Below are 25,809 nucleotides of genomic sequence, written 5' to 3'. Positions count from 1 at the left end.
CGGCGCACCATTTCTTCTCGACTACGAACCGTCAGTTTGGCATTCTTATGGCTGTTCACCCTTTCCCCCTCTCGGTTTGCTGTTGTCTGTTAACTCCAGCTTTACCGATTTGGGGAGGGTGAACAACCTATTGAAACACTACATCTAGGTCCGTATGCGTTTTCCGTCCAGTTCTTCCTTCCCCAAAAAACGGGCCGCGCCGGCAGGGGCGGCCCGGCGCGGCCTTTGCGCAACACGCCCGCAAGCGGGCGGCCGCACCTGCCCGCTTACGCGGGCAGGCCCAGTTGCAGGCGGATATGGCGTATATCCGCCGCTTCCGGTTTGAAGGGGTAGTTGCGGATGCCGGGGCCGGGCCTGCCGTTGGCGTAAGGCCGATTGCAGGCCACTTCGCCGTCGCGGCCCGTGCAACCGCTGGTGCGGAAGGGTTCGCCCCCCGCAATAACCGCCTCCAGTTCCGCCTGAGGCAGGCCGTAGCTGGTCACGGCTCCGCGCTCGTTATAGCTGAAGTCCCTTTCCTGTGCGCGGTCGTGGTCAATGAGCCAGCGGGCCAGCTGGATGCGGCGGTACTGGTCAATGGGCGGGGGCAGGCGCTGAGCCAGGGGCGAGCCGCCTTCGGGGTAAAAGGAAAAGAGATGGGTGTTGCCGCCCATATGACGCACGCGCTGCATGGCCCGGCACATGTCGGCCTCGGTTTCGCCCATGCCCACCATAAAATGCGCGCCGGCCATATCCCGGCCAAAGACTTCCAGGCTCTCGCCCAGGCAGTCCCAATAACGCTTCCAGGTGTGCGGGCCGCCCACGCCCGAACCGCGGTAGTGGTCAAACAGCTCTGGGGTGGCCAGGTCAATGGCCACGCCGATCTTGTCCGCGCCCGCGTCGCGAAAGCGCTTCAGATTTTCACTGTTGAGGATGGTGGGCGAAATAAGCAGAGAAACGGGAATGTCCACGGCCGTGCGCAGACGGCGGCAGATGTCCTCCGTATCGCGCGGGGCGCGGCTGTTGGTGAGCATGGAGATGCAGATGCGTTTCACACGGCTCTGACGGCGCGCCATGCCCTCAATAATGGCGTCCAGGGCAAATGCGGGCCAGGTGACGCGGATGAAGCTCTTGCATGTGCTCTTTTTTTGGGCTTTGTCGCCGGAAAGCCCGCAGTAGGCGCAGCGGGCCGCGCAGCCGGAACGGTAGGTCAGCAGCAGATTAATGCAGCCCAGGCAGGCATTGCGGTAAAAGCTGCCCGGCGCGAAGTCCAGCGTCATGGCGGCGGCCAGGCTCATGCGCAGCACTTCCGGGCTTTCGGGTTGCGGGGCGGAGCTGCACGGGGCCTCTTGGCAGGTCAATTGCGGGACTGAACTCATAGCTTCCTCTCAAGGCTTACCAGGCCGCCGCGCCCGCGCCCAGGCGGACAGAGCAGCAGGTTTTGTAAAATGTCGGTTCCAGACCCAGTTGCCGGGCCAGGTCCACGGTTTCTTCCGAGGGCAGGGCCATGCGGCTTACCCCGGCCCGCAGGGCCAGCGCTTCCAGAACGTCGGCGTTGCGCGGCCGGGCGCAGCCCAGGCTGATTTCCGTCTCCGGCATGAGCTCACGCGCGCGGATGAGCACCCCGCAGACTTCCTCGGCCGTGATAGCCCTGGCCTGGGCCATGTCCGTACCGGGCAGGCGCATGCAGGCCACCACCACCAGCAGGGGCGGGGGTCTTCGGGCCAGCAGCTCCAATGCCGCGCCCTCGCCCAACAACTGCCCGAAGTGCAGCCCGGCAATAATATGCGGCACCACGGGCAGACCGGCGGCGTCCAGGGCCTCCAGGGTGCGGTGCAGGCGCTCCTGGCCGTCGGACAGGTGATAAACCTGCGCATAGGTCGCCGCGCTGCCGATGACGTCTACCAGAGCCTGGTCCACCCCTGCCCGCTTGAGCTCCAGGGCCGCGGCCGCGTCCAGCAGACCGCAGTGCACGGAAACAAACAGGCCCGTTTCCGCCTTCACCCTGGCCATGGCCGGCAGGAGCGTCCGCCAGGGCACGCGCCCACGGCCGTCGCAGCCGCCGGAAAGCAGCACGCCGCGCACGCCCTGGGCCGCCAGCTGACGGCAACGCTCCAGCAGCTTTTGGGGCGCGGACACGTCGGGCATGCTTTTGAGCAGTTGCCCCCCGCAGTGCGCGCAGCCCTGGGCGCAGCGCACGCCCGTGACGGAAAGGGCCGGATACTGGCCGCACACGCCGTTGCGCACGAACATGCCCGGCAGATAAAAAGCCACACGCTGCCCGAAACGCCGACGGGAGAGCGCCCCGGCCCGTTCCAGCCGGGCGTTGTCCCAGATAAATTCCTCCGGCACAGAGCGGTCGGCGAACTGCGTTCCCGGCGCAGACGGACGCCCCGGCGCGGACGCATCCCTTCCGGCCTTGACAGGCTGGGGGGATTGCGCGGGCAGGCGTTCTCGCTCAAAGGCGGCGTCAGGAAGCGGCATAGTATTCCCTGAATCCTATCCAGAACCGGTTAATGGCCGCGTCCAGCGGGCCCTTGTAGGCCTCCCACTGGCAACGGCGCTGGTGGGCGTGGGCCAGGACGTCGCCATAAAACTCCGTCCATTCTTCGCCATAGCCGTGCAACAGCTCCGTGGAGCCTTTCCGCACGGCCAGGGCGGCCCAGCGTCCGGCCATGCGCCCGCCCATGACAGCCTGAAAAATGCCCGCGCCCGTGATGGGGTGGGTATGCCCGGCGGCGTCGCCCGCCAGCAGCACGTTGTCCGCCACGCAGGGACGAGGCGCGCCTGCGGGAATCCAGCCGCAGGTGCTGCCCAGCTCGCAGTCGCCCACCAGGCCCAGGCCCGCCAGCCCGCGCACAAAACGCTGCAGCACCCGCCGCAGGCCGGGCCGCCCCGCCTGCGGCAGCATGCCCAGGCCCACGTTGGCCACGTCCCCCTTGGGGAACAACCAGGCATAGCCCGCCGTGACGCTTTCATCAAAATAGATGTGGGTGTGCTCCAGCTTTTCCCGCAGGGGCAAACGCACCTGCACCGCGGGCAGGCAACGGCTCCGGCCTAGTCCGGCCCAATGGGCCACCCGCGACTGTGGGCCGTCCGCCCCGATGATGACCGTGGCCCGCACCCGCAGGCGCGTCCCGCCGGGACCGGCCAGCAGTACGGTCCCGTCTGCCGCGCGCGTCAGGGCGCTGTGCCCGACAAGCAACTGCGCGCCGGCCCGCACCGCCGCGTCGGCCAGGGCCTGATCAAACAAATGCCGGTCAATGAGGCAGCCGGGCGCGGCCATGTCCTGAATGCAGCGGCCGTGCAGAAAACTGCGCATGCCTGTGGTGTTCTGGACGATGTAGCCCTGCCCCACGTCGGCCTGGCCCACCAGCAGGGCCGGGATGTATTCGGCGCAGCGCACGGGCAGGCCCACCACGGGTCGCCGTTCCGCCAGCAGCACGTGCGCGCCCTCCCAGGCCGCGGCGCGGGCCGCGCTGGACCCGGCGGGCCCCGCGCCCACTACCAGAATATCGCAGGTTACGTCGCGCATGCTTCCTTCTCCTGTTCCCGCCCGGCCACGTCCAGGATGGTCTGCAGCAGGGCGACGTTCAGCCCGGTCTGGTCTTTGAACTGACCCCGGTGGGCGGCTTCGCTCTGGTCCAGCTCGTAGCAGGTGGTATTTTCAATATCCACCAGGATGCCCGGCAGGCCCATACGGTCAAAGTCCTCGGCGTGCTTGACGAAAAACGGGCGGCAGCAGCAACCGATAAAGGCCGGCGCGCCCGCGTCCTTGAGCCGGGCCAGCTCCACCATCAAGTCCTCATAATTGACCACGCAGACCGTCTCCAGGTCGCGCTTTTGCCCCAGGGTCCAGGCGTCGCCCACGCTGCAGCGTCCGCAGGCCAGGCAGTCCTTGGAGGTGCGGCAAGCGCAGTCCTTGAGCTTGGCGCAGTACGGCAGGAGCAGGGCGCGCGGCCCGGCGGCCAACACCTGGTCAAAGCTGCCGTTGGTGGTGTAGATGCGGTTGCACTCCGCCAGGGGGATGCCGTGGCGGGCGATGGCCGCTTTTTCCAAGGCCATGCGCAGGGGAATGCAGATGTCCTCTGCGCCCATGTCCGGAATGGTGATGCGGTCCTGGGCAAAAAAATCGCGCACAACGGCGCAGAGCCCTTCTTCATCCAGAGGACGCCCGCGCAAGGCGGCCTCCAGGTCAAACAGCGCCCGGCCCGGAAAAGACAGAAAGTCGCCGGTAATGTACACATTATTGAGCCGCCCGCGCGGCAGATTGACCTGCAGGGTCACCCGCACCAGGCCGTAGGGGCTTTTGCGCGCGCCCTGCACCACCTCGGTTTTCTCATAGGTGGGCCGCACCATGTCGATCCACTCCGGCGAGCGGAAATGGGGCAGGCGTGCGGCCAGTAGATCTTCTTCCTCGGCCGTGAGCCCGCCGGGCGTAAATTCGATGTCAAAGTGCCGGGCAAAGGCCTCGGCCAGGCGCTCTTTGACTTCGGCGGTCTGCGGCACGCACCCCAGCTCCCAGGCCAGACAGGTGACCCGCTTCTTGATGGAGTCGATTTCCTTGGCTTTGAGCTTTTCCACAGGCACACGCAGGCATTTGAGCATGGTTTCCACGTCAAAATCCACCAGCAGCGTGCCCTGGAACATAAAGGCGCTGTCGCTTTCCGTACCGCCCGTGCCCGTGATTTTACGGCCCGCCACCTCAATATCGTTGCGGGGCCGGAAGGCTGCGTCCAGCCCCAGAGCGCGCAGGGCCGTCACCGTGGGTTCGCACATACGCCGGAACAGGGCCGCGTTGGGAATGCGCACCCCAAAAAATTCCTTGGCGCAGATGACTTCCCAGCCGATCTGACTCTCGTCGAACAGCAGACCGCCTCCCCCCGTGATGCGGCGGTTGACCTCAATGCCCTGGGCCCAGCAGTAGTCCAGCCGGATTTCCTCCTGCACGGACTGGTGAAAACCCACCAGAGCCGCCGCCGGACTGAACTGCAGAAACCTGAGCGTGTCCGTGGAACGCCCCTGCCCGCGGATCTCCAGTAAGACCTCGTCCAGAGCCATGTTTTCCGCCGCCGTCATGGGCGGCAGATCCAGCAGTCGCCAGCGCGCTGTCATAAGGGCAAACTCCTTGAGGACGGGAAAAGGAATGAGATTTTGCGGGGAAGGGACCCTCTTGAAAAAGAGCCTCCTCCCACGCGTCCCTTCCCCCCAAAACTTTTACGCCACACAGGGGACGCGGCCTGTAATAACACCATAAAATGCCGTAACTCCCCGGACGTAGCCTGGGACGTGAAAATCCACCGGACAGAAAAACCGAAAAAACGCCCGCCGCCCCCAAGCGTCCAACGGGGGCCCAGGGGGGCGCTGCCCCCCTGGCCGCCGAAGGCAGCACCCATCCTTCCCCCGGCCCCGCCCGTTACGCGCCGGGCTGCGCCGCCTGGGCCTGTCCTGCGCCGGGCTGCGCCGTCTGGGCCGCTTCAGACGCCAGCTTGCGTCCCGCTGCCAAAGACAGGGCCACCAGCTGGCTCAGGTCCATTACGTCGATATTGACCTTGTTGCGTTTGGCGTAGGTGGTCATGGTGCGCACGCACTGCTGGCAATTGGTCACAATGGCCTGCGCGCCCGTGGCCATGGCCTCCTCCACCTTGCGCTGGGCCATGCTGGCGGAAAGGTCGGGGTCGATCATTTCCAGGTTGCCGCCGCCGCCGCAGCACAGGCAGTGTTCGCGGTTGTGGGCCATTTCCACCAGGGTCAAACCGGGGATGCGGGCCATGACCTCGCGCGGCGGGTCAAACACGCGGCCGCCGCGCCCCAGATCGCAAGGGTCGTGGTAGGTGACGGTCATGGGCAGCGGCCCCAGGGGCAGGCGGTTGTTCAGGGCCAGGTCGATGACCACTTCCGAGGCATGGGCCAGTTCAAAAACCGGGGGATAGTGCTCCCGCCAGATCTGGTAGCAGGAGGGGCAGGTGAAGACCACCTTGCGCGCCCCCCGCGCCTTCACGGCGGCCACGTTGTGCTCAATGATGGCGGGCAGGTCCGCGCTCTGCCCCGAGCCCAGCAAGGGGAAGCCGCAGCACCATTCGTCCCCGGCCATGATGGTAAAGTCCACTCCGGCGGCTTCCAGAATTTCCACAAAAGCCATGGGGATCTTCTGGGCCAGGGGAAAGTAGGCCCCCACGCAGCCCGTAAAGTAGACCACCTCAGCCGTATCCTTCTGGTAGCCGTGGCGCGGCGCTTTGCGCATATCCTCCACCCAGTCGCCGCGTTCGTCGTTGTCTTCGTCAAAGACGTTGTGGCTGCCGGAAAGGTTCTGGCGGATCATGCGGATTTTCTCCGGCGCGTCGCCCGTGCGGGCCAGCTCCTCACGCAGGGAGAGCCAAAGGTCCTTGAGGGGCAGGCCCGCGGGGCAGACCTCCTCGCAGTCGCCGCAGAGGGTGCAGCGAAACACGGACGTGCCATAGCTTTTGAGGGCTTCGGGCGCCAGCTGGGGTTCCCGCCCCAGCACGTCCAGAAAGGCCCGCCAGAAGGGGTTGCGGTCCCGCAGGAGCTTTTTGAGGTTGGCCATGCGCACCTGGGCGGAAAGGTCCGCATCGCCCGTGGCCACTACCGCCGGGCAGACGTCCAGGCACTGGCCGCACTGGGTGCAGGCGTCCAGGGCCAGGCGCTGCCGGATGCCGAATGCAGACTGGGGCATTGTTTAGTCCTTCTTGAACTTCTTCACATCCTCCAGCAGCCAGGGTTCCAGCACGTCCTTGCCGCCGTGGATGAGAGCGTTGATCTGGCTCATGTCCGCGGGCTTGATTCTGTACATCCAGCCCTTGCCGTAACAATCGCTGTTAATGAGGCCGGGGTTGGCTTCCAGTTCCTCATTGACGGCGACCACTTCGCCGTCGGCCGGACTGTAGACCGTGCCCAGCCATTTGCCGGACTCCACCTTGGCGAACTTTTTGCCCGCCGTGACGGCCTTGCCCACAAAGGGCAGCTGCACAAAGACGATCTGCCCGGCCAGCTTTTCCGCGAAATCGTCCATGCCGATGACCAGTTCGTCGCCCTCCACGCGGACCCAGAAGTGGCGTTCGTCGTAGTACAGGTCTTCGGGGATGTTGTAACCGGCGATTTCCATGAATAGTCTCCTTTATGGGTAGTGCCAGGGCCTAGTGGCGGCCCCGCAGGGTTTGGACCAGCAGGTAGAGCGGCGAGGTGAAGATGTGCCGCAACTGGCTGAAGGGAATGTAGGCCACGGTAAGCGCCGTGATCACGGCGTGGGCGTACCAACCCCAGCCGTAGACCCGGGCCAGGGCGGACGGCGACGCGGCCGCAAAGACCTGGGCCAGAGCATAGCCGGCAAAGGCCCATGCGCTGCCCTGGGGCAGGCCTGTAAGCGCAATGCGCAGGCCCTCCAGCACAAAGCCCGTGAGGGTGATGGCCAACAGCAGCCACAGGGCGGGCCAGTCGTGCCGGGGCGCGTTGGCCGCCGTCTTCTTTTCACGCCGCCAAAGCACGGCCGCCGCCGTCAGACCCGCCAGCAGCACCAGACCGCTCAGGTCATAGAGCAGCGCCGTGGGGCCCCAGTCCTTGTTGAGCAGGAGCCAGGGCCACTGCGCGGCCGGAGCCCACAGAGAACCCAGCAACCCCAGCAGGCCCCAGGCGCAGCGGAACAGGAAGGGGAAGAAGATGCAGGCGTGCACAGCCCAGCGCAACGGCGCTTCGCGGTACAGACGGCCCTGCAGGAACACGTCGCCAAAGAATGCGCGCCAGCGGTTTTGGGCCGGAGCGTGTGGCGCGGGCGCGGGGCAGCCGTGGGTCTGCCCGGCGGCGGCATCCCCGGTCTTGGCGTCCGCAGCAACGGCTTTGGCCTCTCCCTTGCCCAGATTGGTGGTGGAAAGCCAGAACAGGCCCAGTACCGCAAAGCCCAGCAGAAACACGGCCAAGCCCAGACGGCTGGGCGTATCCTGCACGCTGAAGGTGGCGGCGTGGCAACCCATGCACAGCACGCTTTTTGGCGGCAGCACGGCGTTGGCCGCGCCCACCGCGCCGTTGCCGGCGGGGCTTTGCGGCGTCACAACAGCACTGTGGCAGCGCACGCAGGATGCCGTGCCCGGCTTGAGGGCCATGCTGTGCACCTGCAGGGAACCGGCGTTGACCGTAAAGCCCACGCGCCCTTCCGCCGTGCGCACGGGGGTGACGCCCGCCAGATGGCAGGCCCCGCAGTCCACGCGGCTATGGGCCTCATGAATGGTCTTTTCGTCATGACGGGTATGGCAGGCAAGGCAGTTGACCTGCGCCTGCCGGTTGTGCGGAAAGCGCGCGGCCTCCTTGTGGCAGGTAAGGCAGTTCATGTCCCCGTGGGTCATGGCGGCAAAGGCTGCGCTGTCCATTTTGCGCGCCGGGCCCTGAGCCTCCGGCCCATGGCAGGAAAGGCACATGACCGGCTGCGTGGGGCTTTTGCCCCTGGCAAAGACGGCGCTGCCCGCTGCGGCGGCCCCGCCCGTGACCCTGCCGTGACAGGTGAAACAGGCGGCCACTTCCGGCGCGGGCTTCGGCAGATCCTTTTTGGCCTCGTGGCAGACGTTGCAGGCGGCGCGCATGTCGCTCTGCGGGGTCAACCCTTTGGCGCGGGCCTCCGGGCCGAGCACCGTGTGCGGGTTGTGACAGGCGACGCAACGGTTGTAGTCCTGCGTCTTCATGAGCGGCTTGCCCGCGTGCCTGCCCTGAGCCAGCTCTTCTTCCACAGCGGCATGGCACATGAGGCAGGTTTCGCGGTTAAAGGCCGTGCTGGCGGCTTTGTTGAGCTTGTCCAGCCGGGGGTGGTCGCCGTCGGCCTGGTCCGGATGGCAGTCCGCACAGGCTATATCCCTATGGGCGGAAGCGTGAAAGCCCGCCTCGTCCACAAACCACGAAGCGGCCCGCGCCGCCGCCGGCCAGCAGGCCACGGCCAGCACGCCCAGCAGGGCCAGCAGGACGGCAAAGCCGCGTTTGCCTGATCTCCATTCCATACGCCTTCTCCTGAAGCGTTTCACGGCGCGGCCTGTTGCCGCATCCGCACAGCGCAGCGCGCCGGTTCTTGTATACTCTTCGTGCCCTTCGCCTGCCCATCTGCCGCGCAAACCGCCACGTCCGGCGTTACGGCCGGGGGCGCAGCCCCGGCGTCACCAGCAGGGTGCGCCCCGCAAAGCCCGCAGGCGTGGGGGCCGCGCTTTTGCCCAGCATGGCTTCAGCACGGTACGAACTGCGCACCAGCGGGGCCGAAGCCACATGCGTAAAGCCCAGGGCAAGGGCCACGCGCTTCCAGTGTTCAAATTCGTCCGGGGCCACGTAGCGGGCCACGGGCACATGGCTTTTGGAGGGAGCCAGATACTGGCCCAGGGTCAGCAAACGGCAGCCGTGAGCGTGCAAATCGCGCAGGGTAGCGCGGATTTCGTCCCAGGTTTCGCCCAGGCCCAGCATAAGGCCGGACTTGACCTGCAGCCCCCAATCCGCAGCGCGGGCCAGCACGTCCAGCGAGCACTCGTAGTCCGCCCGCGGCCGCACCTGGGCAAAAATGCGCCGCACAGCCTCAATATTGTGATTGAACACGTCGGGCCGGGCTGCGCACACAGCGTCCAGGGCCGTCCAGTCGCCCTGAAAATCGGGCACCAGCACTTCCACGCCGGTTTCGGGGCTCACGCCTCGCACGGCCTCGATCACCCGCACAAAGTGCCCGGCCCCGCCGTCGGGCAGGTCGTCACGGGTCACGGAGGTGATGACCGCATAGCGCAGGCCCATGCGCTGCACGGCGCGGGCCACATGCTCCGGCTCCGCCTGGTCCAGGGGCGCGGGACGCCCCTTGCCCACGGCGCAGTAACGGCAGCCGCGCGTGCAGACGTCGCCCATGATGATGAAGGTGGCCGTGCCCCGGCTGAAGCATTCGCCCCGGTTGGGACAAAGGGCCTCCTGGCAGACCGTGTGCAGGCCCAGGCCGTGCACCAGTTCTTCCACCGGGCGCACCCCGGCGGCCGGGCGCAGCCGCACGGTAAGCCAGGACGGCCGTCGGGCGGGCGGTTCCGGCCGAATCGCAAAGTCAAAAGCCTGGGCAAAGGCCGCGGCGAAGCGTTCGGCCACTTCGTCCAGATCCACCGGACGGCCCAGCTCTTCCTGCATGGAGGTCATGCGCTCCGTGGGATTGCCGCAGGGCGTGATAAGGCGAAAATAGTTCAGGTCCGTAGTGACGTTGAGGGCCATGCCGTGGAAGGTCACCCAGCGCCGCACGGACATGCCCACACTGGCGATTTTGCCGCCGTTGACCCACACGCCGGGGCCGTGCACGCCCAGCTCCGGCGTGAGGCCGTAGTCGCGCAGCACYTGGGCCACAGCCCCGCAGAGGGTTTCCATATACCAGCGCAGATCCTTGGCCCGCAGGCGGATGATGGGATAGGCCACCAGTTGCCCCGGCCCGTGAAAGGTGGCCATGCCGCCCCGCTCTACCCAGAAGAGCTCCACGCCGTGGGCGCGCAGGTAGTCTTCGCTCACGTGCAGGTGTTCCGCCAGACCGCCGCGCCCCATGGTCACCACGGGCTCGTGCTCCAGCAACAACAGGGTATTGGGCGCGCGCTCGGTAAGGCGCGCCTCCACCCGGTCTTTTTGAAAATCCAGGGCTTCACCGTAGGGCACACGGCCCAGGCGCAGCACCTCAAGGGGCGGTTGCGGTGCAACAGTGGCGGCAATGGCAGACGACATAAAGCTCATCCTTGAATCTGGTGTGAACGTTGTTGCGGGGGAGGGAACTCTTGTGCAGGCGGTCCCTCCCCCGCGCCCCCTCCCCCAAAAAACCGTACGGTACCGGAGGGAGGCAAAACGCGTTTACGGGTCAGATTTTTTCTCACGCCGACGCGTTCCGGCACGGAACCGTTCCGTTGCAGGACAGCGCATTCTTTACCATCCGGCCCCGGACCGCAACGGGGCTCTCCCGCCACAAGCATCCAAACACGGACGGCAAGGCGCTTGCCCGCTAATTCCGTTTGGGCAGATACAAAGCCCAGCCCGCCGCGTCGCGCGCGGCGTCCACCACAGTTTCGCTGAAGGCCGGGTGCACGCGGAAGCCCTTGGCAAATTCGGCCACGGTGCATTCCAGCTGCATGGCCAGCACGGCCTCGCCGATGATTTCGGAAGCGCAGCTGCCCACAATGTGCACGCCCAGGATTTCGCCGGTGGCGGCGTCGGAAACCATCTTCACCGCGCCGTCCACTTCGCCGCGCAACATGGCGTAGCCGTTGATGGAGTACGGGAAGCCGCCCACCTCCACATCATAGCCCGCGCGCTCGGCCTGCTCTTCGGAAAGGCCCACGGAACCCATCTGGGGGATGCCCCAGATGGCGCGTGAAACCAGATGTGCCGGGAATTTGGCAGTTTTGCCCAGGCAGTTTTCGGCGGCGCAGATGGCCATGGCCGAGGCCGCGTGGCTGAGCATCCAGCCGCCAGTGCAGTCGCCAATGGCATAAATGGTGGGGCAGGCCGTACGGCAGTGTTCGTCCACCACAATGCCGCCGTCTTCCTTAAACTGCACGCCCAGGGCCTCCAGGCCCAGCCCCTGATTGACGGGCTTGCGCCCAGAAACCAGCACCTTGTCCACTTCCACGGCCTGTTCCTTGTCCCCGCTCTTGAGGGTGCAGGCCTTGCCGGACACCTTGACCAGAGTGTGGCGGGGCATGATCTGCACGCCGCGCTCCCGCAGGGACTGGGCCAGACGCTGGCTGGAGTCCTGATCTTCATCGGGCAGAATGCGCGGGCCGGGCACGGCGTAAACCACCTTACTGCCCAGAATGCTCAGAAGCATGGCCATTTCCACCCCGATATAGGTGGGGTCGGTGATCAGCACCGAGGCCGGGGCTTCCGTCATGTCCAGCAATTGGTCCGTGGTGAGGGCCGCACCCTCAAGGCCGGGAACAGAGGGCATGGCCACGGCGCTGCCCGTGGCCACAATGATGTTTTTAGCCTCCAGCTTTTTGCCGCCCGCTTCCACGCTGGTGGGGCCGGTGATTCTGGCCGTGCCGTTGACCACTTCGGCCCCGTTATTGGCCAGCAGGGCTTCCATGCCCATGCGGATATCGTTGGAAACGCCCTGCTTGCGGGCCACCACGGCGCTGTAGTCCAGCTTGCCCACGGTGAGCTGCAGACCGAATTCGTCCGCCTTGCGGGATTGTTCCAGCAATTCCGCGGCGCGCAGCCAGAGCTTGCTGGGAATGCAGCCGCGCATGACGCAGGTGCCGCCCATATGGCCGCCTTCCACCAAAACCACCTTACCCTTGAGCTGCGAAGCGCGGATGGCGGCGGCATACCCGCCGGGACCACCACCTATGACAATGACATCGTACATCATATTCTCCTGAACGCTGGTATGTTGTGCGGCGCGAAACCCCTGCCCCGCGCCGCGTCACGGCTGCCGGGACTAAAACAGCAGCAGGGCCGGGTTTGCCAGGTATTCCGTGACGGTCTTCAAGAATTCCGCCGCGGGCGCGCCGTCCTCCACCCTGTGGTCAAAGGTGAGGCTCAGGCCCATCATGGAGCGCGCCACAATGGCGCCTTCGCGCACCACGGGCTTTTCCACCACGCGGCCCACGCCCAGGATGCCCGTTTCGCCGGGCTTGAGTATGGGGGTAAAGAAGTCCACCACCGAATGGGCCATGTTGGTAATGGTAAAGGTGCCGCCGGACATGTCGTCGGGGCTGAGTCGACCGTCGCGGGCCCGCCCGGCCAGTTCGCGGGCGGCCTTGGCGATCTGCAGCAGGCTCATTTCATGAGCATTGTGCAGCACGGGCACCATGAGGCCTTCGGGCAGGGCCACGGCCACGCCCATGTGCACCTCGCCGTGCCTGGTAATAATGTCGTCGGCCAGGGTGGCGTTCATGCGCGGGTGCTTGAGCAGCGCGCGGGATACAGCCAGGATGAGCACGTCGTTCATGGAAAGGCGGAAGCCCTTGTCCCGCTTGAAGCGCGCCTTGAAATCGGCAATGAGCTCCACGCAGGGGGTCACGTCGGCTTCCGTCACCAGGGTGAGCTGGGCGCTGTTCTGCAGGCTGCCCTGCATGTTGTCGGCAATGATCTTGCGCATGCCCTCCAGGGGCACGCTGCCGGGACCTTCGGCCGGTTTGGCCGCAGCTGCGGCGGGAGCGGCGGCGAATTTTTCGGGATGGAGCACGCGCTCCACGTCCTCGCGCACGATCTTGCCGCCTTCGCCCGTGCCGGTGAGGGCAGTAATGTCCAGACCGGCCTGGGCGGCCACCACGGCAGCCAGGGGGGTGATTTTGATTTTGCCCGTCAGTTCGTGGCGGGCCTGCACATCGCGCTCAAGGATGCGGCCCTTGGGGCCCGTGCCGCTGACGCAGGCCAGGTCCACGCCCAATTCGCGCGCCAGCCGCCGCGCGGCGGGAGAAGCCAACCCTCCCCCGCCAGAGCTTGGGGTCTGCGCGGCGGCTTTGGGCGCGCTTTCCTGGCCCGCTTTAGGCGCGGCGGGCGCGGCTTCTCCGGCAGCGGGAAGCGCTCCGCCCTCCACCCTGGCGGGACTTTCGCCCGGTTCGGCCAAAATGCCCACAACCGTCTGCACGGGCGCATCCTGGCCTGCCGGAACTACGATCTGGAAAAGCACGCCGTCGGCGGGGCTTTCCACCTTGTTGGTAATCTTGTCCGTTTCCACTTCAAAAAGGCCGTCGCCCTTTTGAACCGCGGCGCCTTCGGCCACGAACCATTTGGAAACCTTGCCGGTCTTCATGGTCAGACCGAGTTTCGGCATGGTAAGTTCAATGCTCACTGCTCTCTCCTGCTGCGTTAGACTTGTACGGCTCCCGGCCCCGCGTGCGCGTCGGCATCGGCCCGGCCTCAGCGGTAAACCGCCGCACGGGGGAAGCCGGAGCGCCGGGCCTTTTGCATCGCTCAGGCGAACACGGTGTCGCCGCTCACATTGCCAAGGCCGGGGTGCACGTCAAAGCGCACCACGCCCACGGGCACAGTAACGGCCCTGGCCACGGCCGCCGCACCGGCGTGACCGAAGCCGCCGCACAGCTCAATAGCCCCGCAGCCTTCTTCGGCCACGGCCTTCTGGGCCGCTTCCACAGCCTGGGCATACGACGTGACGCCAATGGTCAGCAGGTCCACGCCGGGGGTGCGCGTCCAGGTGCGGTACACGGCTTCCTGGCCGTTTTCCGCTCTGGGGGTCACAAAGATGAATGCTGCCTTCAGTTTCATAGCCGCTCCTTGCCGCTTGCGGCGCTCAAAAGGTTCAGTTGGCATAGCAGACCTGCGCGCCACGCAGGAAAATGCCGCGCTGCCGGGCGTATTCCAGAATTTTTTCCACATCAGCCACATAAAGTCTGTCCTCGGCCAGACGCACGGCAGCGCATTCTTCCCCGCGCACTTCCACTTCGCGCTCGCCGTCCAGGGCCAGCACGCAGGGCGTAAGCCCCACGGGCACGGCCACGCCGGGGCGCATGGGGCGGACCTTGACCACGCCCACATCGGCAAACAGGCCGGGGCAGATGGCCGCCCGCACCTTGCAGGCAAAGTCCGGGTCCAGATCCAGGGCAAGGCCGCGCGGCTCTTCGGGCCCGACGCGCTCCAGCTGCCCGCCCACGGCGGAAAGCCCGATGCTTTCCGGCTTGCAGCGCGAGAAAAACAACTGACGCACCCTGGTGATGTCCCACACCGCGCGGGAGGCCAGGAATACATCGTCGTACACGGCCGCGTCCACCAGGGCGAGATCGCGCACTTCTTCGTTCACCAGCACTTCCAGATAGGTGGGGCGCGTACAGCCCTCGTCCCGACTTACGCCGCCGCAGGCCAGCACCCCGGCGGCCAGCCCGGCCACCGTGGCTTCGGCCATGACGGGAAAGACGTTGTTGGTGCCGGTAGAGAGAGGTAAAATGGGCGTCTGGCGCGCGCCCTTGCAGGCGGCGCGGCTGGTGCCGTCCCCGCCCATGACGATGATGACGGCCGCGCCCGCCGCCTGCATGGCGGCGGCGGCGTTGACCGTGTCCTCCTGCGTGTTGTGCACGTAAATATCCACCGGGGCCACGTTGACGGGCGTTTCCAGGGCGTCGAGGTCATCCAGAGCGCGCGGCACGATGCCGTAGCCTTCAGGCATATAGAGCACATCGCGCACGCCCGCCGCGGCCAGACCAACCAGAATGCGGCGCACCATGCGTACTTTTTCCTGATTGTCGAACACGCTGCCGTGGGCCACAAGGCGGCGGATGTCTTTGCCTGACGCGGGGTTGGCGATGATGGCTGCTTTCATGGCGACTCCGGTGGATCTTTCTTTTCTGCCCAGAACAACTCCGGCGGCGTAAACGATCGCCAGCCGCAAGGACAATCCGTTCTGAACGGCCGCAGGCGTCGCGCCTCTGGAGAGGCCTGCGGCCGTGAACGCACCTTGCTTACTGCCGCAGGGACTTGACCGCCGCCACGATTTTGTCCGCGTCGGGGATGTAGGCCTTTTCCAGCGGCGGGCTGAAGGGCACGGGGCAGAAGGGCGCGCCCACCCGCACGATGGGGGCGTCCAGATAGTCCAGGGCTTCTTCGGCCACCATAGCGGCGATTTCCGCGCCTGCGCCCGCATTCTTGACGGCCTCGTGAGCCACCACCAGGGCGTGGGTCTTCTTTACGGAATTGAGGATGAGCTMTTTGTCCAGGGGCACCAGGCAGCGGGGGTCTACCACTTCCACGCTGATGCCTTCCTTGGCCAGCCTTTCGGCGGCTTCCAACGCGGTGTGAACCATGAGGGAAGTAGCCACCACGGTCACGTCCGTGCCTTCGCGTTTGATGTCGCCCACGCCCAGGGGGATTTCATACAGGGCGTCGTCCACTTCGCCTTCCACGCCGTAGAGGATTTTGTGCTCCAAAAAGATCACGGGGTTGTCGTCGCGGATGGCGCTGATGAGCAGGCCCTTGGCGTCGGCCGGGGTGGAGGGAATGCAGACCTTGATGCCGGGAATGTGCATGAACCACGCTTCCAGGCTCTGAGAATGCTGGGCCGCCGCGCCCACGCCCGCGCCCTGGGGCATGCGCAGCACCATGGGCACCTTGGCCTTGCCGCCGAACATGTAGTGCATTTTAGCGGCCTGGTTAAAGAGCTGGTCCATGGCCACGCCGATAAAGTCCACAAACATGAGTTCCGCAATGGGGCGCAGGCCCGCGGCGGCAGCACCGGCGGCCGCGCCCACAATGGCGCTTTCGGTAATGGGGGTGTCGCGCACGCGGCGCTCGCCGAACTGGTCAAACAGCCCCTGTGTCACGCCGAAGCAGCCGCCGAACTTGCCCACATCCTCACCGATGATGAACACGTTTTCGTCCCGCTCCATCTCCTGCCGCATGGCGTCGTTGAGCGCCTGCAGATACGTTTTGGTCGCCATAGAGTTCTCCATATCTGAAAAGCTGAAGGTCACTGCGTAAAAATCCGTCCTCACCGGCCCGCGCGCGTGCGTCAGGCGTACACGTCGTCCAGCAGATCCGCCGGGGTGGGATAGGGGCTTTCCTCCGCAAACTTCACGGCGGCGTCCACATCGGCCTGCACCTGGGCGGAGATGGCGTCCAATTCCGCCTGGGTGGCGGTTTTGGTTTCCACCAGCTTTTTGGCGAAGCGCGGGATGGGATCCTTGGCCTTCCATTCCTCCAGTTCCTTTTCAGAACGGTAGACGCAGGCGTCGCCCTCAAAGTGGCCGCGCCAGCGGTAGGTCTTGCATTCGATAAGCGAGGGGCCCTGGCCTTTGCGGGCGCGTTCCACAGCCACGGTCACGGCTTCGTAGACGGCCAGCACGTCGTTGCCGTCCACCACCACACCGGGCATGTCATAGGCGGCCGCGCGGTCGGCGATGTCGGTGATGGCCATGGATTTGCACTGCGGGCAGGAAATGCCGTAGCCGTTGTTTTCATTGATGAAGATAACCGGCAACTTCCAGGCGCTGGCCATGTTCAGCGATTCCTGCGTGGTGCCCTGGTTGGACGCGCCGTCGCCGAAAAAGCAGGCGCACACGCCCTTGTTGTCCTTGTACTGGCAGCTCAGGGCCGCGCCCACGGCCAGGGGGCCGCCGCCGCCCACGATGCCGTTGGCCCCAAGGATGCCGATGTGAAAGTCGGCAATGTGCATGGAGCCGCCCTTGCCCTTGCAGTAGCCGGTGGAACGGCCGTAGATTTCGGCCATCATGAGCTTGAGATCCCCGCCCTTGGCCAGGCAGTGTCCGTGGCCGCGGTGGGTGCTGGTGATCATGTCCGTCGTTTTCAGGGCGGCGCACGCGCCGGTGGCCGTGGCCTCCTCGCCAAGATACAAGTGCACGAAGCCGGGAATTTTGCCGGCCGCGAAGAACTTCTGCAGCTCGCCTTCAAACAGGCGAATCTTGGTCATGGTGCTGAACATGTCCAGCAGAACCTTCTTGTCAGGATGTTGCATGGTCTACTCCTCATTGCTGATTGTTGCGCCGTACTACTCCATGTCCACAGAAACGGTCAGGGCCGCGCAGGCCATGACGATATCGCTGCATCCGGGGCCGAAGCAGGCCACTTCCAGCCCCGGAGCGCGCAGGCCGCCGGGCGTGACTTCCAGACTTTTTTCGCCAATGGGCACGACGGCCAGCACGGCGGCCTTGTCCACCGCCGCAGGCTCCGGCACACCCACGCGCACGTGCACGCGCACGCCTTCAAAACGCCTGAGGCCGAGCACCTCCACCAGGCCGCAAAGGCAGGAACGCGAAATGGCGTCTTTCACGGCCCGCACGGCGGCCTTGGTCATGTCCGCGCCGTGCAGGTCCGCACCTGTGCCCAGCTCCACCACAAACCGTTTGTTTTGCATGGCGCCCTCCTCCCCGCGTCAGCCCAGCATGCGCACGGGTTTTTCCAGCATGTCCGCCAGGGTACGCAAAAAGTTCATGGCCGGGCCGCCGTCAGTGACCATATGGTTGAAGGTCAGCGAAAGGGTCATCATCTTGCGCGGGCAGACCACGCCTTCCGCCACGCCGGCTTTTTCAACCACGCGGCCCACGCCCAGAATGGCGGTTTCCGGCGGATTGATAATGGGGGTAAAGCCGTCCACGCCCAGCATGCTCACGTTGGAGATGGTGAAGCTGCCGCCCTGGATCTCGTCCATGGAAAGGCCGCCCTGGCGGGCGCGTTTGGCCACGTCGCGCACCTGGCCTTTGAGCTCTTCCAGACTGCAGGCCTCGGCATTTTTCACGTTGGGCACGATGAGGCCCGTTTCCAGTGAAACAGCCACGCCCAGGTTGACGTGCTTGTGCAGATGGATGCCGTCCGCCTGCAGGGTGCTGTTCATAATGGGATGCTGCTTGAGCGCCCGACACACGGCAAAGCAGATGATGTCGTTGTAGGAAAGGCGGTAGTCCGGGTCTTTTTTGTGCCGGGCCAGCATGGCTTCGCGCAGGGCCACCATCTCGGTCACGTCCGCTTCCACAAAAACCGTGAGCTGGGCGGCGTTCTGCAGGCTGGCCTGCATGTTGTCGGCAATGAGCTTGCGCATGCCTTCCATGGGGATGATCTCGTCGGCCATATCGCCGACGGAAGCGGGCGCGGCGGCCTGTGCCGCAGCGGGTGCGGCGGCAGGGGCTTTTTGCGCGGTCTCGTGGGCGGCGCGCACGTCCTTTTCCGTTATGACGCCGTCGCGGCCTGTGCCCGCAACGGCGGCAAGCTCCACACCCAGTTCTTTGGCCAGGCGGCGGGCCGCGGGCATGGCGCGCACCTCGCCCCCGGCGGTCTTGCCGGTTTTGGCAGCGGCGGCGGGCGCGGCGGCAGCGGCGGGCACAGGGGCGGTTGCGGCGGGCGCGCCGGAAGACGCAGCCACAGCCTCACCGGCCTCGCCGATGACGCCGACAACCTGCATCACCGGCACCACCTCGCCTTGCGGCGAGAGTATCTTGAGCAGCACACCGCCAACCGGAGCCTCCACCACGTTGGTGATCTTGTCCGTTTCCACCTCCAGCAGGGGCTGACCGGCGCTCACGGCCCCACCCTCGTCCACCAGCCAACGCGCAATCTTGCCGGTTTTCATGGTCAGGCCCCATTTGGGCATTTGCACTTCGTAGGCCATCCGCTTACCTCCTTGCCTTGTTGGCACGCATTGATACCTGGGGCTATGCAACTCCAATACCACATTGCAACATACTAAAAATAAAAGACTTTATTTTTCTGCAAAGCTGCAGAAGAGTGTTTGTGTTCGATACTGGAACACTTTTTCAGAACTGGAACAGCAGGCCCCACCCACGTCGTCTTTTGCCCTGTTTTTTTTGCAATTGGTCTGTATCTGTTTGTCAGAGCACAATTTTTCTGTGCCGACAGTTTTACGCCCCACCCTTCCCAAGGCTTCAGGATTGGGTTAGTATGGTATGCAAAGGCGACCACCATCCCAGACGCTGTGGTCGCCAGGGGTTTCTGCATGTACGTACTGCAACGCAACGGCGACGTATTTGAAATGCGTCACGAAACTTCGGAGACCGTGCCCGGCCCCGTCGTCTCGGCCCCTTTGCTCTGGGCCGGCGGCACGACCGGCGCGGGCCGCCGCGCCGCATGGGAAGCCTTTATCCGCACCGGGGAAATCACGGATAACAGCCTGCCCAAGCCCATTGCCGATTCCTGGCGGCGCTGCCGCGACATGGGTGTGGACCCGCTCATGCCCCGCTGTGCGGAATTTGCCCCGGCCGGCCAAGTGGAACCGCAGGCCGCCGTGTACGCCGAGCTGGCCGCTCAAGTAGAACGCCGGGCCTACGAACAGGTCCGGCGCAAAGGCCTGCTCATCACCGTGGCCGAAGCCCACGGCCGCATTCTGCGCACCTGCGGCAGCAAAGAGGTGCTGCTCCAGGCGGACAACCTCCACTTCGGCCCCGGCGCGGTATGGTCGGAACAAAGCGTAGGCACCAACGCCATCAGCCTGGCCCTGAGCGACGGCATTCCCGCCCAGGTTCTGGGCGAAGAGCATTTTTGCAGCAGTCACCAGGCCTGGGGCTGTTCCGCAGCGCCCATCTACACGCCCTTTGGGCATCTCTGGGGCTGTTTCGACATTTCCGGCCCGGCCACGGCCGACCACAGTCAGGCGCTCTGGATCGCCGTGGGCGCAGCGCGCGAAATCGAACGCCTGCTGCTTAACGCCTCCCTGAGCAGCATGGAAAACAAGTCCCGCGCCCTGCTCAACACCCTGTTCAGTTCCATGCCCGTGGGCGTAGTCATGGTGGATGCCGAGGGCACGGTGACCTATGCCAATGACCTGGCCGAACGCCTGCTGCGCCCCAACGGCAAGGTACGCGGCTGCCCGGCGGAACATTTTTTCGACTACGCGCACTACTGCGGCACACAGCGACGCTCAGCCTGCGGCGAAAGCCGCCCTCTGCTCTGCCGCGCCAACCCCGGCCTGCACGCCCAGGCCATCCCCTTCATTACCGGCGCGGAGGAAAGCCGCTACATCCTTATTACTCTGCAGGCCGACGCCCCCGCGCGCACGGCGCCGCCCAGCCGGGCCATCGCCTCCCTTCAGAAGGGCAACCGTCCCTTCGGCGGCATCCTGTACCGCAGCGCCGTCATGGCGCGCGTGGTGGAACAGGCCCGGCACATGGCCGAAGGCCCCGCAGCCATTCTGCTGCACGGCGAAACCGGCACAGGCAAGGAACTTTTTGCCCGCGCCATCCACGCGGCCAGCGCCCGTGCGTCGGGCCCTTTTGTGGCCATCAACTGCGGCGCGCTGCCACGCGACCTCATCCAGAGCGAACTGTTCGGTTATGAACGCGGGGCCTTCACCGGCGCAGTGGAAAAAGGCCGCCCGGGCAAATTTGAACAGGCCAACAAAGGCACGCTTTTTCTGGACGAAATTTCCGAAATGCCCTTGGAAATGCAGGTCAACCTGCTGCGTCCCCTGGAGGACAGGCGTGTGACCAGAGTGGGCGGCAAAGAAAACATCCAGGTGGACTTTCGGCTGATTACCGCCACCAACCGCGACCTGGATCAGCTCATGGCCGCCGGCACCTTTCGCGAAGACCTGTTCTACCGCATCCATGTACTGGCCCTGGAGATTCCCCCGTTGCGCGAACGGCGGGAAGACATCGGCCTCATTGCCGAACAGCACTGTCGCCGCCTTTGTCAGGACTACGGCCTGCCCTTCGGCGGCCTTTCCGCCCAGGCCCTGCGTCTGCTGGAAGACTACGACTGGCCCGGCAACGTGCGGCAGCTGGTGCACAGCATGGAATTTGCCGTAAACATGGCCCACGGGGGCTGCATCCTGCCGGAGCACCTGCCCGCCCACTTGCGTAGGGGCGGCGGGCTGACCCTGCAGCCTGCCCCTCCCACCCACCAGGGCTTCCCGGTCCTGCCGCCCCGCCGCACGCCAGACGACGCCAACGCCGCGGACTTCAACCTGGGCAACCTGGAGGCCCGCGCCATCCGCGCCGCCCTGGCCCACCACAAAGGTAATATGCTCCAGACCGCCAAGGCCCTGGGCATAGGCCGCAACACTCTCTACGCCAAGCTGCGCCGTCTGGGTCTGGACGCCTAGAGCGGATTGCCTTAATCCTGACCGGCCCAACCGGGCTATGCAATGGTATAAAACTCTGCTATGTGTTTTAACGATGCCTGCAAACGTCAGCCGTGCGGACGGCCACGCCGAACCGCCCCCTGAAGTTGTTCCACCACGGCACACAGTACGGCCTGGAATTGTTCCAAATCAGAACATGGCCGGACTTAATGGTATCAAAGTCAACATGTATAAAAAATCACGATCCAACCCGGCCGCGCCACGCCGGGTGAGCGGTCGCACAAACGGGCCTTTGGGCTCTGCCGGCGGCACAACCTGTGCAAATCCAAGAGCGATTTCCTTCCACCTTTTATCAAAGGAGTCGCTCTATGACGGCAAATATGCAGGCAGCAGTGTGGCACGGCAAAAAGGACATTCGCGTGGAAACGGTGCCCGTCCCCCCGCCCCCGCCGCCAGGCTGGGTGCAGGTTGCGGTGGACTGGTGCGGCATTTGCGGGTCTGACCTGCACGAATACCTGGCCGGCCCTATTTTTATCCCGGCGGACAAGCCCCACCCCCTCACAGGCAAACAGGGCAGCGTTATTCTGGGACACGAATTCAGCGGCAAGGTGGTGGCCCTGGGCGAAGGGGTCAACAGCGTCAAGGTGGGCGATACAGTAGCCCCAGACGCCTGCCAGCACTGCGGAGAGTGCCAACCCTGCCGGGAAGGACGCTACAACGTGTGCGAAAAACTGGCGTTTACCGGCCTCGCCAACGACGGCGCCTTCGCCAGGCTGGTCAACGTGCCGGCGAACCTCTGCTTTGTGCTGCCCGAAGGGGTTTCGGCCGAAGCCGGGGCCGTTATGGAGCCTCTGGCCACGGGCTTCAAAGCCGTGCGCATGGCCGGCAGCATTCTGGGGCTCAATGTGGTGGTGCTGGGCGCAGGCACCATCGGCCTGGGCACCATCATGGCCGTCAAGGCCGCGGGCGCGGGCAAGATCATCGTCTTGGAGATGTCCCGCGCGCGCATCGCCAAGGCCAAGGAGTGCGGGGCCGACGTGATCATCAACCCCAAGGAATGCGACCCGGTGGCCAAGGTGCGCGAACTTACCGGCGGCTGCGGCGCAGACGTGTCCTTTGAGTGCATCGGCAACAAGTTTACCGGCCCCTTGGCCGTAGACGTGCTGCGCAACACGGGAACGGCCATCATCGTAGGTATTTTTGAAGAACCCAGCGCTTTTAACTTCTTCAGCCTGAGCGGTACGGACAAAAAGATCATGGGAACCCTGGCCTACACCATTGACGACTTCAAAGGTCTGGCCGCGCTCATGGCCAAGGGCGCCATCAAGGCCGAAAACCTCATCACCGGCAAGATTGCGCTGCGGGACATCATGGAAAAAGGCTTTATGGAACTTATCAACAACAAGGACGATAACATCAAAATTCTGGTACGTCCTTAGAGCAGATTACCTTTGCGAATAGGTATTCTAAAAGGTTAAGGCACGCCCATTCCGGGCTTAAACGTGCAAATGAATAGCGCTTGCGCCTCCACGGCAGACTCGCTTACGCAACCGCCAGACATTGCAACGTGGAAACGCCTAAAAATTGTGTCCATGCGCGGCGCGACCCGACGCGCCGCGCAGGCCCTCAAAGGGCCGGGACCGCACCAGTGGCGGTTGCCGGCCTTTTTTGCGCCCCAGCCAGGACCTTGCCGCCAAATGCATCGTAAAGTCCATTTTAAACAGCAATGATTCCGATTTGTTAACGGAAGCAAGCGGCTTTACGGCCCTTTTCTTCAGTCCGCAAGCGTGTATACTACTCCGTGGCGCAGGCCAGCGCGCCCGGACGCCAGCACTTACGCACCTGATACTACTCGATATCTATAGTCTACCCAGCCGCCCGCACGGGCGCACCTGCAAGAAGGATGATCATGCTGCCTTTGCCTACCGATTTGCCTGAACCGGAACTCTCCCGCAATACCGCCGTGGTACTGCAAAAGCGTTATCAGCGCAAAAACCCCGACGGGAGCCTTGAAGAAACGCCGCGCGACCTCTTCTGGCGCGTGGCCGCGGCTATTGCCGCGCAGGAGGCTGCCTACCAAAGCCCCTACAGCCCCGAAGCCCTGGCGCGGGAATTCTATGAGCTGATGACCAGCTGGAAATTCCTGCCCAACTCCCCCACGCTCATGAATGCAGGTACGGACCTGGGCCAGCTTTCGGCCTGCTTCGTGCTGCCCGTGGGCGACTCCATCGAAGAGATCTTTGATGCCGTCAAATACGCGGCCATGATCCACAAATCCGGCGGCGGCACGGGCTTTTCCTTCTCTCGCCTGCGCCCGCGCGACAGCCGGGTGGGCTCCACCGGCGGGGTTGCTTCCGGCCCGGTTTCCTTTTTGCGCATCTTCAACACGGCCACAGAGCAAATCAAGCAGGGCGGCACCCGGCGCGGGGCCAATATGGGCATTCTGCGCGTGGACCATCCGGACATCCTCCAGTTCATCCGCGCCAAGGAAAAGGAAGGGGAGTTCAATAACTTCAATCTTTCCGTCGGCCTGACCGAAGCCTTTATGCAGGCGGTGGAAAAGGACGCGCCCTACGACCTGCGCGATCCCCACACCGGAGAGGTGGCCCACCGCCTGCGCGCCCGCGAGGTCTTTGACCTGTTGGTTAAAAAGGCCTGGCAGTCCGGCGACCCCGGCATCGTCTTTCTGGACCGCATCAACCGCGACAACCCCACCCCGGACCAGGGAGAAATCGAATCCACCAACCCTTGCGGCGAACAACCCCTGCTGCCCTTTGAAGCCTGCAACCTGGGCTCCGTCAACCTGGCCCGCTTTTTTACGCCAGGGCACGAAAACGAGGCAGACCCGGCCCGGAACGGCGTGGACTGGACGGAACTGGCCCGCGTGGTGCATCTGGCCGTGCGCTTTTTGGATAATGTTATTGATGCCTCACGCTTCCCTTTGGAAATTATTACAGAAACCGTAAGAAAAAACCGCAAAATCGGCCTGGGCGTCATGGGCTTTGCCGACCTGCTTTTTCAGCTGAACGTGCCCTACGACTCTCCGGAGGGCCTGGCCCTGGGCGAACGCCTCATGGCCTTTATCCAGGAAGAAGGGCACAAGGCCTCGGCCCAGCTGGCGCAGGAACGCGGCCCCTTCCCGGCCTACGGCAGCTCGGTCTACGCCGCCAGAAAGGCAGGCCCCTACCGCAACGCCACGGTTACCACCATCGCGCCCACGGGCACCCTCTCCATCATTGCGGGCTGCTCCTCGGGTGTGGAACCCCTGTTCGCCCTCTGCTTCACCCGCAATATCCTGGACGGCGAACGTCTGCTGGAGGTGAATCCCTACTTTGAGGCCGCCCTGGCCCAGGCCGGCATGTGCAGCCCGGAAATCATGGAAGCCGTGGCCGCCAAGGGTTCCGTGAAGGACCTGGATTTTCTGCCCGAAGATTTGCGCCGCGTCTTTGTCACGGCCATGGATATGGCCCCAGTCTGGCATCTGCGCATGCAGGCCGCCTTCCAGCGCCACACGGACAACGCCGTGTCCAAGACCGTGAACCTGCCCCACGAGGCCACGGAAAAGGATATTTTTGACATTTACTGGTTGGCCTACAAGGAAGGCTGCAAGGGCGTCACCGTCTACCGCGACGGCTGCAAAAGCGTGCAGGTGCTCGCCACCGGCGAAGGGCAAAAGGCCATGGAACAAAATCAGGGCGCGGCCCAGGCTGCGGATCCGGGCGCGGATGCCACCGGCGAACCGCAGCCCCTGCCGCAGGAGGCCCCCACCCCCTCGCTGAGCGCGGGCGTGCGCCGTCGGCCCGACATCCTCTGGGGCTTCACCCAAAAAGTGCCCACGGGCCTCGGCACCATGTACCTTACCGTCAATGAAGTGGAGGGCTGCCCCTTTGAGGTTTTTGCCACCATAGGCAAGTCCGGGCACTCCATCACCGCCAAGGCCGAAGCCATCGGCCGCCTGGTTTCCCTGGCTTTGCGCTCCGGCGTCAACGTGCGCGACGTGATCGCCCAGCTCAAGGGCATAGGCGGCGAGCACCCCGTGTTTCGCCACAAGGGGCTGCTGCTTTCCATCCCCGACGCCATTGCCTGGGCGCTGGAAAACCACTACCTCCACGGCGAACATGTGGGCATGGTCAGCGACATTCAGGGGCAGGTCTGCCCCGAATGCGGCGAGGCCCTGCTCTTTCAGGAAGGCTGCCTGACCTGCCCTGCCTGCGGTTTTTCGCGCTGCAGTTAGCGCGGATTACCTGTGCCCCATTGCCTACCGGATCTGTATAACAGAAAAGGCCGCTCCCCTTGGGGAACGGCCTTTTCTGCTGCAGGACACTGCTGTCCGCCCGGACAGATTT

The 25,809-nt window shown here is 64.7% G+C and carries 19 protein-coding genes; 3 read left to right on the top strand and 16 right to left on the bottom strand.

The window, feature by feature from the left end; all coding sequences use genetic code 11:
• Positions 1-266 precede the first annotated feature (266 nt).
• The 16 genes from EB812_RS09390 to EB812_RS09315 form a co-directional block, all read right to left on the bottom strand.
• Complete coding sequence (locus EB812_RS09390; protein WP_118229469.1) at positions 267-1,355, bottom strand: radical SAM protein; 1,089 nt, start codon at positions 1,353-1,355, stop codon at positions 267-269.
• 16 nt (positions 1,356-1,371) lie between these two features.
• Complete coding sequence (locus EB812_RS09385; RefSeq protein ID WP_130958158.1) at positions 1,372-2,460, bottom strand: radical SAM protein; 1,089 nt, start codon at positions 2,458-2,460, stop codon at positions 1,372-1,374.
• Entirely contained in the window at positions 2,447-3,511 is a 1,065-nt protein-coding gene (locus tag EB812_RS09380) for a geranylgeranyl reductase family protein (RefSeq protein WP_130958157.1), read from the bottom strand. The genes EB812_RS09385 and EB812_RS09380 overlap by 14 nt, the downstream gene beginning before the upstream one ends.
• Positions 3,499-5,091: a lipoyl protein ligase domain-containing protein gene (locus EB812_RS09375; RefSeq protein ID WP_130958156.1), complete on the bottom strand. Its 1,593-nt coding sequence runs from the start codon at positions 5,089-5,091 to the stop codon at positions 3,499-3,501. Before EB812_RS09375 ends, EB812_RS09380 begins: the two co-directional genes overlap by 13 nt.
• 301 nt (positions 5,092-5,392) lie before the next feature.
• Positions 5,393-6,670: a (Fe-S)-binding protein gene (locus EB812_RS09370; RefSeq protein WP_130958155.1), complete on the bottom strand. Its 1,278-nt coding sequence runs from the start codon at positions 6,668-6,670 to the stop codon at positions 5,393-5,395.
• Positions 6,671-6,673: 3 nt separating this feature from the next.
• Positions 6,674-7,099 carry a glycine cleavage system protein GcvH gene (gcvH, locus tag EB812_RS09365; RefSeq protein WP_118229464.1) on the bottom strand — a complete coding sequence of 142 codons (426 nt, stop codon included), beginning with the start codon at positions 7,097-7,099 and terminating at the stop codon, positions 6,674-6,676.
• Between the two features lie 31 nt (positions 7,100-7,130).
• Positions 7,131-8,972 carry a cytochrome c3 family protein gene (locus tag EB812_RS09360; protein ID WP_130958154.1) on the bottom strand — a complete coding sequence of 614 codons (1,842 nt, stop codon included), beginning with the start codon at positions 8,970-8,972 and terminating at the stop codon, positions 7,131-7,133.
• A gap of 127 nt (positions 8,973-9,099) precedes the next feature.
• A complete protein-coding gene (gene lipA / locus EB812_RS11860; protein WP_130958153.1) occupies positions 9,100-10,692 on the bottom strand; it encodes a lipoyl synthase in 1,593 nt (530 codons plus the stop codon).
• 271 nt (positions 10,693-10,963) lie between these two features.
• Complete coding sequence (gene lpdA / locus EB812_RS09350) at positions 10,964-12,331, bottom strand: dihydrolipoyl dehydrogenase (RefSeq protein WP_207287361.1); 1,368 nt, start codon at positions 12,329-12,331, stop codon at positions 10,964-10,966.
• A 69-nt stretch (positions 12,332-12,400) separates the two neighbouring features.
• Positions 12,401-13,759, bottom strand: coding sequence for a dihydrolipoamide acetyltransferase family protein (locus EB812_RS09345; RefSeq protein ID WP_130958152.1), 1,359 nt, complete (start codon positions 13,757-13,759; stop codon positions 12,401-12,403).
• A gap of 122 nt (positions 13,760-13,881) precedes the next feature.
• Positions 13,882-14,193, bottom strand: coding sequence for a DUF6506 family protein (locus EB812_RS09340; RefSeq protein WP_118229459.1), 312 nt, complete (start codon positions 14,191-14,193; stop codon positions 13,882-13,884).
• Positions 14,194-14,227: 34 nt separating this feature from the next.
• The gene (locus tag EB812_RS09335) at positions 14,228-15,241 is read right to left on the bottom strand and encodes an NAD(+)/NADH kinase (protein ID WP_118229458.1); all 1,014 of its coding nucleotides are present in this window, start codon (positions 15,239-15,241) and stop codon (positions 14,228-14,230) included.
• Between the two features lie 139 nt (positions 15,242-15,380).
• Complete coding sequence (locus EB812_RS09330) at positions 15,381-16,355, bottom strand: alpha-ketoacid dehydrogenase subunit beta (RefSeq protein WP_278184288.1); 975 nt, start codon at positions 16,353-16,355, stop codon at positions 15,381-15,383.
• Between the two features lie 71 nt (positions 16,356-16,426).
• Positions 16,427-17,389 carry a thiamine pyrophosphate-dependent dehydrogenase E1 component subunit alpha gene (locus EB812_RS09325; protein WP_118229456.1) on the bottom strand — a complete coding sequence of 321 codons (963 nt, stop codon included), beginning with the start codon at positions 17,387-17,389 and terminating at the stop codon, positions 16,427-16,429.
• A gap of 33 nt (positions 17,390-17,422) precedes the next feature.
• The gene (locus EB812_RS09320) at positions 17,423-17,788 is read right to left on the bottom strand and encodes a Lin0512 family protein (protein WP_130958150.1); all 366 of its coding nucleotides are present in this window, start codon (positions 17,786-17,788) and stop codon (positions 17,423-17,425) included.
• A gap of 18 nt (positions 17,789-17,806) precedes the next feature.
• Entirely contained in the window at positions 17,807-19,036 is a 1,230-nt protein-coding gene (locus EB812_RS09315; protein WP_130958149.1) for a dihydrolipoamide acetyltransferase family protein, read from the bottom strand.
• Positions 19,037-19,381: 345 nt separating this feature from the next.
• Between EB812_RS09315 and EB812_RS09310 the strand changes: the two genes are divergently transcribed.
• The 3 genes from EB812_RS09310 to EB812_RS09300 all read left to right on the top strand — a co-directional run bounded on the left by EB812_RS09310 (position 19,382) and on the right by EB812_RS09300 (position 25,697).
• Positions 19,382-21,484, top strand: a complete 2,103-nt coding sequence (locus EB812_RS09310) for a sigma-54-dependent Fis family transcriptional regulator (protein ID WP_118230353.1) — start codon at positions 19,382-19,384, stop codon at positions 21,482-21,484.
• A 347-nt stretch (positions 21,485-21,831) separates the two neighbouring features.
• Entirely contained in the window at positions 21,832-22,902 is a 1,071-nt protein-coding gene (locus EB812_RS09305) for a 2,3-butanediol dehydrogenase (protein WP_118230354.1), read from the top strand.
• 470 nt (positions 22,903-23,372) lie between these two features.
• Complete coding sequence (locus tag EB812_RS09300) at positions 23,373-25,697, top strand: vitamin B12-dependent ribonucleotide reductase (protein WP_165450933.1); 2,325 nt, start codon at positions 23,373-23,375, stop codon at positions 25,695-25,697.
• The last annotated feature ends 112 nt before the right edge of the window (positions 25,698-25,809 follow it).

The organism is Desulfovibrio legallii, assembly GCF_004309735.1.
In the GTDB taxonomy this organism is placed as follows: Bacteria; Desulfobacterota; Desulfovibrionia; order Desulfovibrionales; family Desulfovibrionaceae; genus Desulfovibrio; species Desulfovibrio legallii.
Note: the sequence above shows the minus strand (reverse complement) of the source record. Positions and strands in the feature narration are given on the sequence as shown.